This is a genomic window from Pseudoalteromonas sp. DY56-GL22 (genome assembly GCF_041414715.1).
Classification (GTDB): Bacteria; Pseudomonadota; Gammaproteobacteria; order Enterobacterales; family Alteromonadaceae; genus Pseudoalteromonas; species Pseudoalteromonas simplex.
On record NZ_JANHZR010000002.1, the window covers coordinates 310934 to 327341 of the forward strand.

Sequence of the window (16408 nt, forward strand, 5' to 3'; positions counted from 1 at the left end):
TTTGAACGATAATTAAATTGATTGTTTAGCAATAGCGAGGATTTTTCTTTTTGCAAAGAAAAAGTGACGGCGTTTACCGCCCATTTGTCGCCATAGCACGGCACTACGAATTCCGGCCAATAATAGGGCACGAATTTTGTTTTGCGTGAGCTGCTGTTTTAATAACTCTGGCTTGCCATACACTTGAATACGATGCCCAAGGGGGCTTAGCACCGATGAGTAAATATCAGCAAGCGCTGCTACTACAGTATCATCTGTGATAGCAAAATGGTCGAGGCGACGTTTAACATCATCAATGCGACGACCTAATTCATTTAAGCTGTTTTGTTTTGAACTTAATGCACGTTCTAATTGCATTAAACCACCCACATATTTTACGATTTCGACGTCTTTGTCGGCGCCAGCCGAAAGCTGTGCAATCAAAATGCGATAGCCTTCACGTAAATTATGCTTACCCTGATACACGTCTTCAGGGCTATTTGGTGATGTTTCAACAATACAGTTTAGTAATTTTTCTAATTCGTGATCACTGCCTTGGCCATATTGCGCAACTTTTTGTACTTGTTTAGCAACTTGACACATGGCAGCTAAAGCCATGACTTGGTGCTCTGTCATTATTTGATCACCGAATCAATAATGCCGCCACCTAAACAGACTTCGTCAGCGTAGAATACAGCTGATTGGCCCGGTGTCACTGCCTTTTGTGGCTCATCAAATAGTACGCGCGCCATACCATCTTCACCAACAAGTAAAGTACAGCTGATATCTTCTTGGCGATAGCGGGTTTTAACAGTGCAGCGTGTGGTCCCTTTCGGACCTTCGCGGTCAACCCAGTGCAGCTGGTTTGCATTTAAACCATTGCTGTACAGGCGAGGGTGGTCTTTACCTTGACCAACCACTAATACGTTACGATCAACGTCTTTATCAACTACATACCAAGGTTCACCCGAACCTTCTTTCATGCCACCAATTAATAGACCTTTACGTTGACCAAGTGTGTGGTACATCAAGCCTTCGTGCTCACCCACTTCGTTGCCATCGGTGTCTTCAATTTTACCTGGCTGTGCTGGTAAGAATTTTTGTAAGAAGTCTTTAAATTTACGCTCACCAATAAAACAAATACCAGTACTGTCTTTTTTATCGTGCGTAATTAAATCTTGCTCTTCAGCAATGCGGCGTACTTCAGGCTTAGCAATATCGCCAACAGGGAAAAGTGTTTGCGCAATATGCTCATGGCTTAAAGTGTATAAGAAATAGCTTTGATCTTTGTTGTCATCGAGGCCACGACACATTACAAATTTATCACCACGTTTTTCGCGGCGAACATAGTGGCCAGTCGCGATGTAATCAGCCCCAAGTGCTTGTGCTGCAAATTCTAGAAATGCTTTGAATTTAATTTCTTTATTACACATGATGTCTGGGTTTGGCGTACGGCCTGCTTTGTACTCTGCTAAAAAGTACTCAAACACGTTGTCCCAGTATTCGGCTGCAAAATTTACAGTGTGAAGCTCAATACCTAGCTTGTCGCACACAGCTTGTGCGTCTTTTAGGTCTTCAGCTGCAGCGCAATATTCATCATTATCGTCTTCTTCCCAGTTTTTCATGAACAGGCCTTCAACTTGATAGCCTTGTTGCTTTAATAAATACGCTGATACAGAAGAATCAACACCGCCGGACATACCCACGATGACTTTAATGTGACTATTTTCGCTCATAATATTCGCTGTCATTTTTTAACTGCTATGGAAAGGCCGGTATTATAGCATGCTTTTAGACACCCAAACCAGCCAAAATCACAGCGCTTATTGGTAAATCAAACTAAGTGGGTAGGCTTTACCAGCTAAATGATCTTCAATGCATTTTAAAACCAGAGAGCTTCTAAGTGGCAGGCTTTTAATTTGCTCAAGGCTAAACCAATCTGCGCTGAGAATGTCATCATCTTTGGAGATGGTTTAAACTGCTCTGGGCTATTAAAAGCAAAGCTAAAACGCATATAGTGAATGCCATTCGCGGCGTGTAAATTATAGATACCAACCAGGTGACTAGCATTTAGACTAATCCCTGTTTCTTCTATAAGTTCGCGATGAGCTGCTTCAGCTAAGGTTTCATTGGCTTCCAAATGGCCGGCAGGCTGGTTATAGCAAATATCACCTGTGTGTTTATCACGCTCTTTAACAAGTAAAAATTTGTCTTGGCATGTGACGATGGCGGCCACTGTGACATTGGGTTTATGCATCTGGGTTGTTCACTACTTTAAACTGACCACTGTCTAAGCCATCAAGGGTATAGTTACCAATGCTGTAACGAATTAATCGCAAAGTAGGGAAGCCAACATGCGCTGTCATACGGCGAACTTGGCGATTACGCCCCTCAGTGATAGAGATTTCTAACCAGCTGGTTGGAATGTTTTTACGCTCGCGAACGGGCGGGGTACGCGGCCAAATTGATGGCTCGTCAATACGTCTAACCTTGGCTGGCTTGGTCATGCCATCTTTAAGCTCTACGCCTTTGTTAAGCGCAAAGATTGCCTCATCAGTCACATCACCTTCTACTTGCACCCAATAAGTTTTAGCTGTTTTTTTATTGGGTTCAGTGAGTGTGTGTTGTAATTTACCGCAGTTGGTAAGTAGCAACAGTCCTTCACTATCTCTGTCTAGGCGTCCTGCTGCATACACGTCTTTAATAGTAATAAAGTCGGCAAGCGTTTTGCGGTTTTGGTCATCGGTAAATTGGCAAAGCACATCAAATGGTTTGTTAAATAGCACCACTTTGCGCTGCTCAGGGCTAATTGCTTTTTTAACTTGGCGTTTTTGAGTCGGCCTTGAATAAGTTCGACCGCTGCTGCGACGTGATTTGCTATTGGCTTTATTAACCATTAAATACACCTAGCCGGTTTAGGTAAACCTGCAATTTTAGTCGCTTGCTTAGCGGGGCCTTTAGGGAATAGCTTATACAAGTACATGCTATTTCCTTTTTCTTCACCTAGCTTTTGGGCCATTGCTTTGACCAGCATGCGTATTGCAGGGCTGGTGTTGTACTCTACGTAAAAATCACGCACAAAATGCACAACTTCCCAGTGCTGCTCACTTAAGGTAATGTTCTCTTGCTCTGCAATAATGGGTGCAAGCTCTTCACACCAATCATTTGAATCAAGTAAATAGCCTTGTTTGTCGGTTTCAATCTGTTTGTCATTAAATTCAAGCATGGTTTACCAAGTAATTGTGTTTTTTGCGTTTAAAGTCATTTCTACAAGCTGTGTATAGTTTATTGCGATATCGCCTTGATTGAATGAAATATCACGAGCTGCAGCATCTTCTTCAAGTAAATGAATTGCTGAAGAGAACTGTTTAAACTGCATGTTGTTATAACAAGCATCACTAACAAGTAGCACTGTATCTTCTGAAGAAATTAAATTGGCCAACATATTATTGCAGTAGTGCGATAAAGGTTTTGAAAAAATATGCAAGGTACTCATAGTGTCACCACCTGATGTTGCTGGCTAATTAATTCACGCTGTTGCTCAAAGTTAGCTACTTTAACATCAATAATTAAGCTTTCTTGTGTGAGGTTAAAATCCATCAACGACTTTTCACATACATATATATTTTCAACATCGTATAATTCAAGCGTTTTAATGGTTTTAAAATAGTTTTTAATGCCAAGTTGCTCTGGCTGCTGGTTTTTCTTCAAAGCTAAAACAGCTTCACCACTGAGTAGCCAACTAATGTTTTGTTCAATAGCAGCAAAAATTAGTGTGGTGTCGAGTGATTCACGAATATGTTGATCATCAAATGGGCCATGCTGGCTGATCACTAAAATGTTTTTCATTTAAATTGCACCCATTTATCCGCTTCACTGACAAGCATCGCAAATTCTGCAAGCCCAGCGACGGTAAACACGCTTGTGTTATCAATATCTAAGCCACGCTTTTCAGCAGCAGTGACACATAGCAGTAGGGGGATCTCTTGCTCACTCAACGACTGCCACAAACGATTAATTGGCAGCTCGTCGCTGGCAAGTTCTAAATGGTTACTTGCGTGGTAAACACCTGCTTGATAAAGAAAGATAGCTGCAATTGAGTGACCAGAGTCAAGACAGGCCTGTGCAAATTTAATTAGCCGTTGAGTTGTGTCGTGATCGGTCGGCGCGGTATGAAGAGAAAGTACAAATTGTGCCAAAACGCATCCAATAAAAAAGCCCCTAGAAAGGGGCTATTTTAGCAGAACTATTTAATTAGTCATCACTTGCACCAAGTAGGTGAAGAAGAGACGTAAATAAATTATATACGTTCAGGTATAAAGCAACAGTTGCGCGGATGTAGTTGGTCTCACCGCCATTAATAATACGGCTAGTGTCAAATAAGATTAAACCAGACATAATTAGCACAACTGCAGCATTGATAACCATAAAGGTGATTGAGCTGCCGATGAATAAGTTAACTAGGCTTGCAATAATCACTACGATTAAACCCACAGTTAAAAAGCCACCCATAAATGAGAAGTCTTTTTTCGTGGTAAGTGCATAAGCAGACAAACCAAAGAAGATTAACGCAGTAGAGCCTAACGCTTGCATAATGAGCATAGGGCCATTTGGCATTGCAGCATAGTAGTTAAGCATTGGACCGAGTCCTGCGCCCATCAAACCTGTGAATACAAACACCCAAGCAACACCTGATGCACTGTCGGCCTTTTTGTTAACAACAAACAGGACACCGAATGCAATCAAACTAAATACTAACCCCATAAAATAAGGTAGATTCATTGCCATTGAGATACCTGCTGTCACTGCGCTAAATGCCAGTGTCATGGCAAGTAAGAAATAGGTATTTTTTAAAACTTTATTGGTTTCAATAGTCGACATTACTGGTCTTGCAGTATTGTACGATTGATTAAACGCCATTGTTAGAGCTCCTTTAAATGAACTTATACGTTCGTTAGTTCCAATTATTAAACTGAACTAAGCCTATCAAGAGTTATATATTTGGGCAAACTATTGTGGATCAATAGACAAGATAAATAATTGAAAAGTTCAATGTTGCGCACAATCTAAACATTGTTGTACTAATGCTGAGCAAATTAATTGTTTTTTAATCACTTAAACAGTTTTTTTGAAAAAAAGCTTCACAAACACGGCTGCCTTATCTATTATGCACGCCGTCGGAGAGATGGCAGAGTGGTCGAATGCACCGGTCTTGAAAACCGGCAGGGGTTTGTAGCCCCTCTAGGGTTCAAATCCCTATCTCTCCACCATTATTTTTACTACTGGCGTAAGCCGGTAGGTTTTCGCATTCGGAGAGATGGCAGAGTGGTCGAATGCACCGGTCTTGAAAACCGGCAGGGGTTTGTAGCCCCTCTAGGGTTCAAATCCCTATCTCTCCACCATCATTGAAGCCGCTGAATTTATTCAGCGGCTTTTTTGTTTCTTAAGCTTCTCATTTGTTCTGCAAATTACGACTATTGTCGATATTTCGCATTTTAACTAGTTAGTCCATGCTTAACACTTCTCGTATTATCTTTGTGACATTAGGGAATTTATGAAACATCGTTTAGCAAAGAGTGTAGGACTTTCTTTATTATCGCCTGTGATCATCGGTTGTATCTTAGGCCTTTATTATGCATTCACACTTGAAGGAAATGGTTTTAGCATTTTCTTTAACTTACTTGTTAGCGCAATTGCCAATGCACACATAGTAGGCTTAACTATGGCAGCATTTGTAGTGCCTGGTTATTTACTTATGTTTAAATATGCAAAGGTTAATTATTCAGGTGTTCTGACACTTGGCTTACTAGGTGGCGCTATTTTTAGCTACTTACTGAGCGCTACAACAGGGATGGCTTTTGTAGTCAATGCTATGATGTCTGCTCTGGCAGCTGGACTGTTTTTATTTGGTTTAAGACAGGGCCTTACAACACAATCTTCTCATCAATAGCAGAATATTTAATCAAGCTGACTGAAATTGAGGGCAAAATGTTTTTTTTTGCCCTTAAAAGGTTTCATTTGTCGTCTACAAAGAGTACCTTTAGCTACTGTATGTTTAATAAGAAGTAGTTTGGTATGCAAAAGCAAGATTTTTACCAGTCATTAGTTAAACAAACTGAGTCGCTAATCGCTGGTGAATCAAATGTTATTGCCAACATGGCAAATATTAGTGCGCTGTTATTTACCTCTTTAGAGGATATCAATTGGGCGGGCTTTTATTTAATGGATTCACCTGAAGAATTAGTGCTAGGGCCGTTTCAAGGTAATCCTGCATGTATCCGTATTCCAGTAGGTAAAGGGGTATGTGGAACTGCCGCGCAAACACAACAAACACAACTCATTGAAGACGTGCATGCATTTGCTGGTCATATTGCCTGCGATGCTGCATCTAACTCTGAAGTAGTTGTGCCGATTTTCAAAGACGGTAAAGTATTTGCTGTACTTGATATCGACAGCCCAAGCATTGCGCGATTCGATGCTGATGATCAAGCTGGTTTAGAAGCATTGGTAAAATGCTTTGAGGCAAATCTAAAATGAAAGATCTGCTAAATGTGCAAGATTACCTCTTTGCAATCCATGATGTTGGTGATTGGGAAGGGGAAGAAGAAGTTGTTGCCGAAAGGCTCAACGACTTGATTCACATGGCATGGGAGCGTCTACCAGATGACCTTGACTGTGAATCAATTGATGAAATTATAAATGGTATTTGGGAACACCTTCGTGGTGATTTAGCGCTTATTGAAGCGGACTTCGAAGAGTTGACCGACTGGGTAACACACTATGCCGATTCATCACTTGATGAAAAGATGTAATAAAAGGTTCTAACATGGAAACCACAAACAAGCTAAAAGATATTAATGAAGTATTGGATTTCTTATACCAAGAATTTCCACAATGTTTTAAACAAAAAGACGGTATTCAGCCGCTTAAAGTAGGTATCTTTAAAGATATCGCTGAGCGTATTGAAGGTTCTGAGAAAGTAAGTAAAACTCAGGTTCGTCAAGCACTAAGAAAGTACACCTCAAACTGGCGCTATTTAGAAGCGGTGACTAAGTCTGAGTTCCGTATCGATCTTGATGGTAATCAAGATGAAAAAGTAGAACAAGAACACATTGAGCACGCACAAAAAGCTTTAGAAGAAAGCCGCGCTAAAATGGCAAAGCGTAAGAAGCCACAACGTCCACGTAAAGACGGTGACACAAAATCTTACAAAAAGAATAGTGGCCACCACGCTAAATCTGGCGAAAAAGGCGCTAAAGTAAATAATAAGCCTGCTAAAGCTGCTCCTGCAAAACGTTCAGGAAAAGTTGAACCTTTACCTGCCTCAGAGGTCAAGGTTAATAGCAAAGTTAAAGTTAAACTTGGCCAAGCACTTGTAAACGCGGTTATTACTGAAGTGAATAAAGATGAAGTTCACGTTGAGTTAGTAACAGGGATGCAAGTTAAGACCAAAGCAGACAGCCTGTATATCATTTAATAGCTGTAAAAAATAAAGGAGTTGTGTATGAGTAAAAAGTTTACGCTCATTCCGTTAGTCGCTGCCCTGTTTTCAGGTTCATTACTGGCATCATCAGACAATCTGACTGAAAAAGACCTGCCAGTACTCAAGCAAGAAAGCCAACATAGTACGGCAAGCAAACGGGTGACAAACTTATTTACTCGTGCACACTACAAACCAATTAAATTTAACGATGAATTATCTGAGAAGGTTTTTGATCGTTACATTGAATCTCTCGACTACAATAAAAATGTGTTTTTAGCCTCTGATATTGCCTCGTTTGAGCAATATAAAGACCAGTTTGATAATGCATTGTCGACAGGTAAATTGGGATTTGCTTTTGATATTTTTAATTTAAGTTTAAAACGTCGTTTTGAACGCTATGACTATTCTTTATCGTTACTTGAAAACGAAATGAAGTTCGATAAAGAAGATGAGTACCTGTTTGACCGTGAAGACGCTGAGTGGGCAACAAGCCAAGCTGAGCTTGATGAACTTTGGCGTCAGCGCGTTAAATACGATGCTTTACGATTAAAAATGACTGGTAAAGATTGGCAAGGCATTAAAGAAGTCTTGACCAAGCGCTACCACAACGCGCAAAAGCGTTTAGTACAAACGAACAGTGAAGATGCTTTTCAAATTGTGATGAACTCATTCGCACGAAGCATTGAAGCGCATACCTCTTATTTATCACCTCGTCGCGCTGAGCAATTCAAGATGGACATGGATCTTGAATTAGAAGGTATTGGTGCGGTACTCAGTTATGACGAAGATTACACGGTAATCCGTAGCTTAGTCCCAGGCGGACCGGCTGATAAGTCTGAACAAATAAAAGCAGATGACCGTATTATTGGTGTTGCGCAAGAAGGTGAAGAGTTTGTTGATGTGATTGGCTGGCGTTTAGATGACGTCGTTGATTTAATCAAAGGCCCGAAAGGGACAAAAGTTCGCCTGCAATACTTAAAAGGGGCTGATGCTCACGGTACACCAAAAGTGGTTGAAATCACGCGTGATAAAATTCGCTTAGAAGACCGTGCTGCAAAATCTGAAGTATTTGAAGCAAAATATTCAGACTTAACCAGCAAAATTGGTGTGATTGAAATCCCTGGTTTCTATAACAATTTATCGCAAGACGTAAAAGTTGAAATTGCGAAGTTAAAAGAAGCCAAAGTTGACGGTATCATTATCGATTTACGTCAAAACGGCGGTGGGTCACTTTACGAAGCGACGCAACTTTCTGGCTTATTTATCGATCAAGGTCCAGTTGTACAAATTCATACTCTAAATAATCGTATTGAAGAGCAAAAAGACCGTGATGGCGTCACTTTTTACGATGGCCCACTGACAGTGTTAGTTGATCGCTACAGTGCGTCTGCCTCAGAAATTTTTGCAGCAGCAATGCAAGATTATGGCCGTGCAATTGTGATTGGTGAGCAAACCTTTGGTAAGGGAACTGTACAGCAGCATAAACCACTTGGCCGTGCTTATGACCTATACGACCACCCATTAGGTAGCGTGCAGTATACCATTGCAAAATTCTACCGAATTAACGGCGGAAGCACACAGCACAAAGGCGTGATCCCAGATGTGTCATTCCCATCGGCAATTGAGCCATCAGAATGGGGTGAGAGTCAACAAGACAACGCGCTACCTTGGGATAGCATCATACGTGCTAAGTACAACTCTGTTGATAACCTCAAACCAGCGATTGCTTACGTTAATAAGCTTCATGATGCCCGTATTGCAGACGAGCCTGAGTTTGGCTATGTATTTGCTGACATTGAGCGCTATCAAGAAGAGAAAGACCGTAAGACTATTTCATTGGTTGAAGCGACGCGTCTAAAAGAGAAAGACGAAGGTGAAGAACGCGCGTTAGAACGTGCTAATGAACGACTTGTTCGCCTTGGAGAAAAGCCAGTAGAGAAGCTTGACGATTTACCTGATAGCCTTGATGAGCTAGACCCTTTCTTAGAAGAAGCGGCATTAATCACCCAAGATTATATAAAATATGGTCGTATCGCTAAGAAATAATTAGCAATTAATTAGCAATATTGATTAATAAAAAGGCGCTTAAGCGCCTTTTTTGCTACCTAAAACAGGTTAGATTGGTATAATCACAAAATCTGGCTGCATAAGGCCACTGAAGTTTTGCGTCAAAGCTTACAATAATAATTAAACACGCCACATAAGACGTGTAGGAGACTATCTTTTGAATTCAATTGAAGAGAAGCCAATAAAACAGGCCAGTTTTTTAGATGCCTTAATCCCAATTACTGTGCTCGTGTGCCTACTAGGCGCTGCTGTTTATTTATTCGGTGATAACTCATCATCTGGTCCTAACCAAATCGCTCTATTATTCGCTACGTTTACCGCGGCATTAATTGGCTTAAAAAATGGTTACACCTGGAAGAAACTAGAACAAGCCATGATTGAGGGGATCACCTTATCCCTTGGAGCAATCATTATACTGTTAATGGTGGGTGCCTTAATCGGTACTTGGCTGTTATCAGGCACCGTACCCACTCTAATTTACTATGGCTTACAAATTATCAACCCTAGCTGGTTCTATGCCGCTAGCTGTTTGATTTGTGGCATTGTAGCTATGAGTATTGGTAGCTCTTGGACAACAGCTGCGACTATCGGTGTGGCGTTATTAGGTGTTGCAACTGGTCTTGGTCTTGAACAAGTTGTTACAGCAGGCGCGGTCATTTCTGGTGCCTACTTTGGTGATAAATTAAGCCCGCTTTCTGAAACAACAAACTTAGCGCCAGCAGTGGCTGGGGCTGATTTATTTGAGCATATTCATCACATGCTTTGGACTACAGTGCCAAGCTTCATTATTGCGTTAATTATTTTTATCTTTATGGGCTTTAATGCCGGTGGTTCAACAGAAGCGGGCCGTATTGATGAAATCGTTAATTTATTAGAGCAAAACTTTAATATTGGTTTTGAAATGCTAGTGCCACTGGTGGTGTTGTTGTTTTTAGCAATTCGTAAGATGCCAGCTTTCCCAGCTATTTCAATTGGTGCGGTGCTAGGCGCGATTTGGGCTATGTTATTTCAATCTGATTTAATCAATAGCCAAATTGATGCATCACAAGGCCAAGCAATTGGTTACTTCAAATTAGTTTGGACAACGTTCTTTGATGGTTTCAGCATCGACACTGGCGATGAAAAAATGGATTCATTATTGAGCGGTGGTGGTATGGCTGGCATGTTAACAACCACTTGGCTGATTATGACGGCCTTGATGTTTGGCGCTATCATGGAAAAAACTGGCTTACTTGATATGTTCGTTAAGAGCATCTTAAAAATTGCTAAAAGCACGGGCTCTCTTATCACAGCAACGATTGCAACCTGTATTGGTACCAATGCGGTTGCAGCTGACCAATATATCGCGATTGTTGTTCCTGGACGTATGTTTAAAGACGAATATGAAAAACGTGGTTTAAAGCCTGTAAATTTATCTCGCACATTAGAAGATGGTGGCACAATTACTAGCCCACTTATTCCTTGGAATACCTGTGGTGCCTATATGCAAAGTGTTTTACTAATCAATCCATTTGACTATGCAATGTACGCGTTCTTTAATTTAATTAATCCATTCTTAGCGGTTGTTTATGCCTATTTTGGTATTAAAATTTTACGTATTACCCCAAAACATCTTAAACAAGAAGCTAACGCCGAATAAACTATTTAGGCCCTGCTAAGCAGGGCCATTTGGAGTCAGTAATGTCTGCTACGAGTAAACCTCAAGCTCAATATTTAAAAGATTACCAAGCCCCACAATTCTCAATCCAGCACATCGATTTACGCTTCGAATTAGCCCCTTTAAAAACATCAGTGCAGTCAACCATGACAATCAATCGTACCGATGAAAGCAATGCAGATCTTTTGCTTGATGGTGTTGATTTAACGCTAATTTCATTGATGGTTGATGACAAAGCGTATGATGATTACACGCTTGAAGATGAAAAGCTGATAATTCATAACCTGCCTGAAAGCTTTATTCTGAAAATTGAAAACCATATTGATCCGCAAACGAATACCTCGTTAGAAGGTTTGTACTTGTCGGGTGGTGCTTATTGTACTCAATGTGAGGCTGAAGGTTTTAGAAAGATTACCTATTACCTTGACCGCCCAGACGTACTTGCCAGCTTTGATGTCACTATTATTGCCGACAAAAAGTACACTCACTTGCTGTCCAATGGTAACCAAGTTGAATCAGGTAACTTAGATGACGGTCGTCATTTTGTAAAATGGCAAGACCCATTTAAAAAGCCTAGCTACTTATTTGCATTAGTCGCCGGTGATTTTGACGTATTACGTGACCATTACACGACGCAGTCTGGACGAAAAGTTGAATTAGCTTTGTTTGTTGATAAAGGTAATTTATCAAAAACGCCTCATGCCATGACATCTTTAAAGAAATCAATGCAATGGGATGAAGAGCGCTTTAACCTTGAATACGATTTAGATATTTACATGATTGTTGCCGTTGATTTCTTCAACATGGGCGCAATGGAAAATAAAGGCCTGAATATCTTTAACTCTAAATGTGTTCTTGCAAATCAAGAAACAGCCACAGACAAAGATTACCATACGATTGAATCTATTGTAGGGCACGAGTACTTCCATAACTGGACCGGCAACCGTGTGACTTGCCGTGACTGGTTCCAACTGTCGTTAAAAGAAGGCTTAACGGTTTTCCGTGACCAAGAGTTTAGTAGCGACTTAGGTTCACGTGCGCTTAATCGTATTGATGCCGTTAAAGTCATGCGTACTCATCAATTTAGTGAAGATGCAGGGCCGATGGCGCACCCAATTCGCCCAGAAAAAGTCATTGAAATGAATAACTTTTATACAGTGACAGTGTATGACAAAGGGGCTGAAGTTATTCGTATGATGCACACCTTACTTGGAGAAGAAAAGTTCCAACAAGGTATGGCATTGTATTTCGAGCGCCATGACGGACAAGCAGTTACTTGTGATGATTTTGTTGCAGCCATGAGTGATGCGTCTGGCATTGATTTAACACAATTTAAGCGTTGGTATAGTCAAGCGGGTACACCTAAGCTCAATATAGAGCAGGCGTATGATGAACAAAACCAGACTTTCACATTAAGCATTGAGCAGTTTGCACCTGATAATCAGCCTAACAATGCCTTACTGCACATTCCTTTTGCTATTGAGCTTTTAGATAGTGAAGGGCAGTCATTACCTCTTGTGATTGATAATCAGCCGCAAGATTCGGTATTGAATATCACTGAAAAAACGCAGCAGTATGTTTTCGAAGGTATTAAACAGCGCCCAGTAGCTGTGCTACTCGAAGATTTCTCTGCACCATGTATTGTTAATCAAAATACATCTGCCGCTGATCTGTTACATATTATGCGTTTTGCTCGCAGTGACTTTTCACGTTGGGATGCTCAGCAGCGTTTATTTACTAATGAAATGAAAGCAGCGATTGCCAGTGGTGAAGCTTGCTTATCTGATGATATCTTGTCGGCATTAAAGCTACTAGTTGATAATCGTGAAGGTGACCTTGCATTGATTGCGGAGCTGTTAAAACTGCCTAGCTACGATACTCTTGCAGCAGAATATGCCGTCATCCCTGTTGATGACATTATTGCTGTACAAAATGCATTTGAATCGCAAATTGCCAACTTCTTAACAGAATCATTGGTTAATTGTTATAACGTGCTTGAAGATGATGGTTCAACATCCGCTACAGCCGTTGCACTACGTGCTCTTAAGCAACTTTGTTTATACTATTTAGCGAAAACAAATCACAGCGATGTTAATAGCCTCATCAGAGAGTCAGCCCACAGTAATAATATGACCAATGCCCTTGCTGCATTAAGTGCTGTTGTAAAAGCAAATCACTCACTATGTGATACGCTTTTAACAGAGTTTGATGCTAAATGGCGTCATGATGTTCTCGTTATGGATAAATGGTTTGCACTGCAAGCGATGAAAGATTCAGCAACGAGTATCAGCGATATCAAAGCGCTTTATGATCATCCAAGTTTTGACTTTGGTAACCCAAACCGTGTGCGTGCTTTGGTTGGTAGCTTTAGTCACTTTAATATCACTCAGTTCCACCGAGCTGATGGTGAAGGGTACCAGCTATTAGGTGACTTATTAGTGAAACTAAATGATATTAACCCGCAAAATGCATCGCGCATGCTGACACCTTTTATGTCATGGAAACGCTATGATGAAAATCGTTCAGCGGCAATGAAAGCACAATTGCAACGTTTAGCTGATTTAGATGGCCTTAGTGATGATCTGTTTGAAAAAGTAGAGAAAGCACTCGAAAGTTAATGACAGAATATTATTTTGCCTTGTATCTGAGTTACTCGGAATGTCTTGATTATTACCATGGTAAATATAAATCAGTGCAAGTCACAGAGGATGGTGGCAAGTCAGTTCGCTTTGATGCTCACCATTTGCGTCCTTTTATTTCTTCGCTAGGAATAAGAGGGCGCTTTAGGCTGACATTAACGTCTGAAAATCAGTTTTTAAAACTCGAGAAAATTAGTTAAAAAAGCAGCTACGGCTGCTTTTTTTGATGATTTTTCATAAAAAACACTAATTTTATCTATCCCCAATTCGCTAAATTTATTATATTTTTGTTAATTCGATTTGTTCTATTGTTAATTTACGTGTATAAATTATCTGGTATGACGTCTTACCAATACGTAAACGTCACATTTTTAAATAAATATTAACCGATTAGACGCGTTCTATATTGTAATTTTACTGTTTCGCTTCTATCGTTAGAAAGATACTAAAAACAACAATTTGATCACAAAACAACCCGTTACAGGGGGATGAACACAATGATAAAACGATCGCTTTTTGTTAAAAACAAAATAGCTTTGGGGCTTGCAGCAGCAACTCTAGGTCTCTCAAGCACATCTTTGCACGCGGCTAATTTCGAGTTAGGTGACTTTGACATACGTTTTGACTCTAACTTCTCTTATGGTCAAAGCATTCGTGTTGAAGACCGAGACTTTCAACACATAGGTAAAAGTAATAATCCATCATTTGATTGGACGGGTTATCACTCAGCTCTAAACCCTATTTATTCTTCAGCTGATGTTTGGAACCAACCAGGTGCTTACTCAAATAATGGTGATGCCGGAAACTTAAACTTTGATAGTGGAGATTCTTTTTCAAAGTTATTAAAAGGCACTCATGAGCTTTCTATCAGTAAAGATAACTTTGGTTTCTTCACTCGCTTTATGTATTTTTATGATTTTGCCTTAATGGATGGTGACTTTGCTTATACCAATCCAACGTCGGGTAAAAAAGTTGACCCTTGTGATGATGACGACACTAAAGAACAAGTATGTGCTGATTTACGTTTACTTGACGCTTATGTTTGGGCAAATTTTGATTTAAATGAAGGCCGTAACCCGCTGTCTATTCGTTTAGGCCAACAAGTTGTGAACTGGGGTGAGAGTACTTTGATTTCTCATGGTATTAACGTTAACCCTGTTGATATCGATCGTTTAAAAGCGCCAGGTGCAGAGTTAAAAGAAGCTTTCATACCTGTTGGTATGCTTTGGGCATCACTAGGCATCACAGATAACTTAACGCTAGAAGGTTTCTACCAATATGAATGGCATGAAACACGCCTTCCAGCGGCTGGTACTTACTTCTCGACGAACGATTTCGCGTCAGAAAATGGCTATCAGCAGAATATTCAGTTAGGCTTCACGTCTAACCCAGATATCGATTTAGCATTCTTAACAGAAAGCTTAAATAATTTAGATGATATTGTTCGCTCGCAAGGTGTTGACCCTACATCAGCACAAGGCATAGCGATGATGTCGCAAATGTATCTCGCTTACCCAACCAAAGTTGCGTTGAAAGGTAAGGGCGGTGCAGGTAAAAATGAACCTGATGATGGTGGTCAATACGGTTTACGCTTGGGTATGTTTTTACCTGAGTTAAACGATACTGAAGTGGCGTTATACCACATTAACTACCATAGCCGTCGTCCTGTGATTTCAGGCCAGGTATCAAACTTCACTGATGCGGCAATCGCTGCTGATATCGGTATGTTATTAACAACAGATATCACTGAAGATAATGTAACTAGTTTACAAGCATTTACCAAAGGCCAGCTAGAATACCCAGAAGACATTAAGCTTTATGGCTTGAGCTTCAATACATCAATTGGTGAAACGGCTTTTTCTGGTGAATTTGCTTTCCGTCAAGATGAGCCTCTGCAAATTGATGACGTAGAGTTACTTTACGCGGGTATGCCAGAGCAATTGGCTGTTGCAGGTATTCGCCCTGATTTTGCAGGTATTTCGCAAATGAGTCCGGGTGATGCAACTAGCGTTGTAGGTCCTGGTGAAGTAGCACAAGGATTTATTCTTCGTAACACTGCTCAATTACAATTTACTGCAACACACTTATTTGGTCCATCATTAGGTGCTGATAGCTGGGCGGTAGTTGGTGAAGTTGGTGGCGTTAGAATTAACGATATGCCGGATTATGACGAGCTCCGTTTAAACGTTTCCGGTACTGGTCGAAGCGGCATTATGCAAGGCCCATTAAGTGATGATTATTCAACACTTCACCTAGGTCTGTCTAATGGTCCTGAAACAAACCCATTCCCAACAGCGTCTGCATGGGGCTATCGCCTTATCGCTAAGGGTGATTACTACAATATTTTTAGTGGCGTAAACTTCTCACCTCGTTTTGTTTTCTCACACGATGTGAATGGTATTACACCAGATCCAATGTATTTATTTATTGAAGACCGTAAATCACTCGGTGTTACTATGAACTTCAATTACCAAAATGCGTGGTCATTCGACTTTAGCTACAACTCATTCTGGGGTGGTGGCGCGACGAATACTTTCTCTGATCGCGATTATGTTTCATTTAATATTAAATATTCAATCTAAG

17 protein-coding genes, 2 tRNA genes and 1 pseudogene are annotated in these 16408 nt (G+C 40.5%); 11 read left to right on the forward strand and 9 right to left on the reverse strand.

The window, feature by feature from the left end; genetic code table 11:
- Positions 1 to 12: 12 nt before the first annotated feature.
- From hflD to NO991_RS05370, 9 genes and pseudogenes are all read right to left on the reverse strand, one after another.
- Complete coding sequence (gene hflD / locus NO991_RS05330; RefSeq protein ID WP_054561602.1) at positions 13 to 615, reverse strand: high frequency lysogenization protein HflD; 603 nt, start codon at positions 613 to 615, stop codon at positions 13 to 15.
- Positions 615 to 1715: a tRNA 2-thiouridine(34) synthase MnmA gene (gene mnmA / locus NO991_RS05335; RefSeq protein WP_054551934.1), complete on the reverse strand. Its 1101-nt coding sequence runs from the start codon at positions 1713 to 1715 to the stop codon at positions 615 to 617. Before mnmA ends, hflD begins: the two co-directional genes overlap by 1 nt.
- 87 nt (positions 1716 to 1802) lie before the next feature.
- Positions 1803 to 2236 (reverse strand): annotated as a pseudogene (locus NO991_RS05340) (NUDIX hydrolase).
- The gene (locus NO991_RS05345) at positions 2229 to 2876 is read right to left on the reverse strand and encodes an rRNA large subunit pseudouridine synthase E (protein WP_235373475.1); all 648 of its coding nucleotides are present in this window, start codon (positions 2874 to 2876) and stop codon (positions 2229 to 2231) included. Before NO991_RS05345 ends, NO991_RS05340 begins: the two are co-directional and overlap by 8 nt.
- Positions 2876 to 3205, reverse strand: coding sequence for a TusE/DsrC/DsvC family sulfur relay protein (locus NO991_RS05350; protein ID WP_054551404.1), 330 nt, complete (start codon positions 3203 to 3205; stop codon positions 2876 to 2878). Before NO991_RS05350 ends, NO991_RS05345 begins: the two co-directional genes overlap by 1 nt.
- 3 nt (positions 3206 to 3208) lie before the next feature.
- On the reverse strand, positions 3209 to 3475 hold the full coding sequence (locus NO991_RS05355; protein WP_054551403.1) for a DsrH/TusB family sulfur metabolism protein: 267 nt from the start codon (positions 3473 to 3475) through the stop codon (positions 3209 to 3211).
- Positions 3472 to 3828, reverse strand: a complete 357-nt coding sequence (gene tusC / locus NO991_RS05360; protein WP_138600636.1) for a sulfurtransferase complex subunit TusC — start codon at positions 3826 to 3828, stop codon at positions 3472 to 3474. Before tusC ends, NO991_RS05355 begins: the two co-directional genes overlap by 4 nt.
- A complete protein-coding gene (tusD, locus tag NO991_RS05365) occupies positions 3825 to 4178 on the reverse strand; it encodes a sulfurtransferase complex subunit TusD (RefSeq protein WP_371351741.1) in 354 nt (117 codons plus the stop codon). Before tusD ends, tusC begins: the two co-directional genes overlap by 4 nt.
- A gap of 55 nt (positions 4179 to 4233) precedes the next feature.
- Entirely contained in the window at positions 4234 to 4899 is a 666-nt protein-coding gene (locus tag NO991_RS05370) for a Bax inhibitor-1/YccA family protein (protein WP_062564480.1), read from the reverse strand.
- A 259-nt stretch (positions 4900 to 5158) separates the two neighbouring features.
- Here NO991_RS05370 and NO991_RS05375 point away from each other — a divergent pair.
- The 11 genes from NO991_RS05375 (at position 5159) to NO991_RS05425 (ending at position 16407) form a co-directional block, all read left to right on the forward strand.
- A tRNA-Ser gene (locus NO991_RS05375) sits at positions 5159 to 5249 on the forward strand.
- 41 nt (positions 5250 to 5290) lie between these two features.
- A tRNA-Ser gene (locus tag NO991_RS05380) sits at positions 5291 to 5381 on the forward strand.
- A 152-nt stretch (positions 5382 to 5533) separates the two neighbouring features.
- Positions 5534 to 5929, forward strand: a complete 396-nt coding sequence (locus tag NO991_RS05385) for a hypothetical protein (RefSeq protein ID WP_054551399.1) — start codon at positions 5534 to 5536, stop codon at positions 5927 to 5929.
- A gap of 125 nt (positions 5930 to 6054) precedes the next feature.
- Positions 6055 to 6516, forward strand: coding sequence for a GAF domain-containing protein (locus tag NO991_RS05390; RefSeq protein ID WP_166340277.1), 462 nt, complete (start codon positions 6055 to 6057; stop codon positions 6514 to 6516).
- Positions 6513 to 6791, forward strand: coding sequence for a hypothetical protein (locus NO991_RS05395; protein ID WP_371351742.1), 279 nt, complete (start codon positions 6513 to 6515; stop codon positions 6789 to 6791). Before NO991_RS05390 ends, NO991_RS05395 begins: the two co-directional genes overlap by 4 nt.
- A gap of 14 nt (positions 6792 to 6805) precedes the next feature.
- Complete coding sequence (proQ, locus tag NO991_RS05400) at positions 6806 to 7456, forward strand: RNA chaperone ProQ (RefSeq protein WP_054551396.1); 651 nt, start codon at positions 6806 to 6808, stop codon at positions 7454 to 7456.
- 27 nt (positions 7457 to 7483) lie between these two features.
- Positions 7484 to 9508: a carboxy terminal-processing peptidase gene (prc, locus tag NO991_RS05405; RefSeq protein WP_300542930.1), complete on the forward strand. Its 2025-nt coding sequence runs from the start codon at positions 7484 to 7486 to the stop codon at positions 9506 to 9508.
- Between the two features lie 178 nt (positions 9509 to 9686).
- A complete protein-coding gene (gene nhaC / locus NO991_RS05410) occupies positions 9687 to 11168 on the forward strand; it encodes a Na+/H+ antiporter NhaC (protein WP_054551394.1) in 1482 nt (493 codons plus the stop codon).
- 41 nt (positions 11169 to 11209) lie between these two features.
- Positions 11210 to 13804: an aminopeptidase N gene (gene pepN / locus NO991_RS05415; RefSeq protein WP_300580038.1), complete on the forward strand. Its 2595-nt coding sequence runs from the start codon at positions 11210 to 11212 to the stop codon at positions 13802 to 13804.
- Positions 13804 to 14025 (forward strand): DUF2835 domain-containing protein, encoded by a 222-nt coding sequence (locus NO991_RS05420; RefSeq protein ID WP_300360322.1) that lies wholly within the window; start codon positions 13804 to 13806, stop codon positions 14023 to 14025. The genes pepN and NO991_RS05420 overlap by 1 nt, the downstream gene beginning before the upstream one ends.
- Positions 14026 to 14322: 297 nt before the next feature.
- Positions 14323 to 16407, forward strand: a complete 2085-nt coding sequence (locus NO991_RS05425) for a DUF1302 domain-containing protein (protein ID WP_054551392.1) — start codon at positions 14323 to 14325, stop codon at positions 16405 to 16407.
- Position 16408: the final 1 nt, after the last annotated feature.

Bases quoted from the DNA above. Each gene is read 5' to 3' on its own strand.
- prc (WP_300542930.1), top strand. From the start codon at position 7,484: ATGAGTAAAAAGTTTACGCTCATTCCGTTAGTCGCTGCCCTGTTTTCA.
- NO991_RS05425 (WP_054551392.1), top strand. From the start codon at position 14,323: ATGATAAAACGATCGCTTTTTGTTAAAAACAAAATAGCTTTGGGGCTT.
- NO991_RS05385 (WP_054551399.1), top strand. From the start codon at position 5,534: ATGAAACATCGTTTAGCAAAGAGTGTAGGACTTTCTTTATTATCGCCT.
- NO991_RS05345 (WP_235373475.1), bottom strand. From the start codon at position 2,876: ATGGTTAATAAAGCCAATAGCAAATCACGTCGCAGCAGCGGTCGAACT.
- proQ (WP_054551396.1), top strand. From the start codon at position 6,806: ATGGAAACCACAAACAAGCTAAAAGATATTAATGAAGTATTGGATTTC.
- NO991_RS05370 (WP_062564480.1), bottom strand. From the start codon at position 4,899: ATGGCGTTTAATCAATCGTACAATACTGCAAGACCAGTAATGTCGACT.
- tusC (WP_138600636.1), bottom strand. From the start codon at position 3,828: ATGAAAAACATTTTAGTGATCAGCCAGCATGGCCCATTTGATGATCAA.
- NO991_RS05420 (WP_300360322.1), top strand. From the start codon at position 13,804: ATGACAGAATATTATTTTGCCTTGTATCTGAGTTACTCGGAATGTCTT.
- NO991_RS05350 (WP_054551404.1), bottom strand. From the start codon at position 3,205: ATGCTTGAATTTAATGACAAACAGATTGAAACCGACAAACAAGGCTAT.
- pepN (WP_300580038.1), top strand. From the start codon at position 11,210: ATGTCTGCTACGAGTAAACCTCAAGCTCAATATTTAAAAGATTACCAA.
- hflD (WP_054561602.1), bottom strand. From the start codon at position 615: ATGACAGAGCACCAAGTCATGGCTTTAGCTGCCATGTGTCAAGTTGCT.
- NO991_RS05355 (WP_054551403.1), bottom strand. From the start codon at position 3,475: ATGAGTACCTTGCATATTTTTTCAAAACCTTTATCGCACTACTGCAAT.
- NO991_RS05395 (WP_371351742.1), top strand. From the start codon at position 6,513: ATGAAAGATCTGCTAAATGTGCAAGATTACCTCTTTGCAATCCATGAT.
- mnmA (WP_054551934.1), bottom strand. From the start codon at position 1,715: ATGAGCGAAAATAGTCACATTAAAGTCATCGTGGGTATGTCCGGCGGT.
- NO991_RS05390 (WP_166340277.1), top strand. From the start codon at position 6,055: ATGCAAAAGCAAGATTTTTACCAGTCATTAGTTAAACAAACTGAGTCG.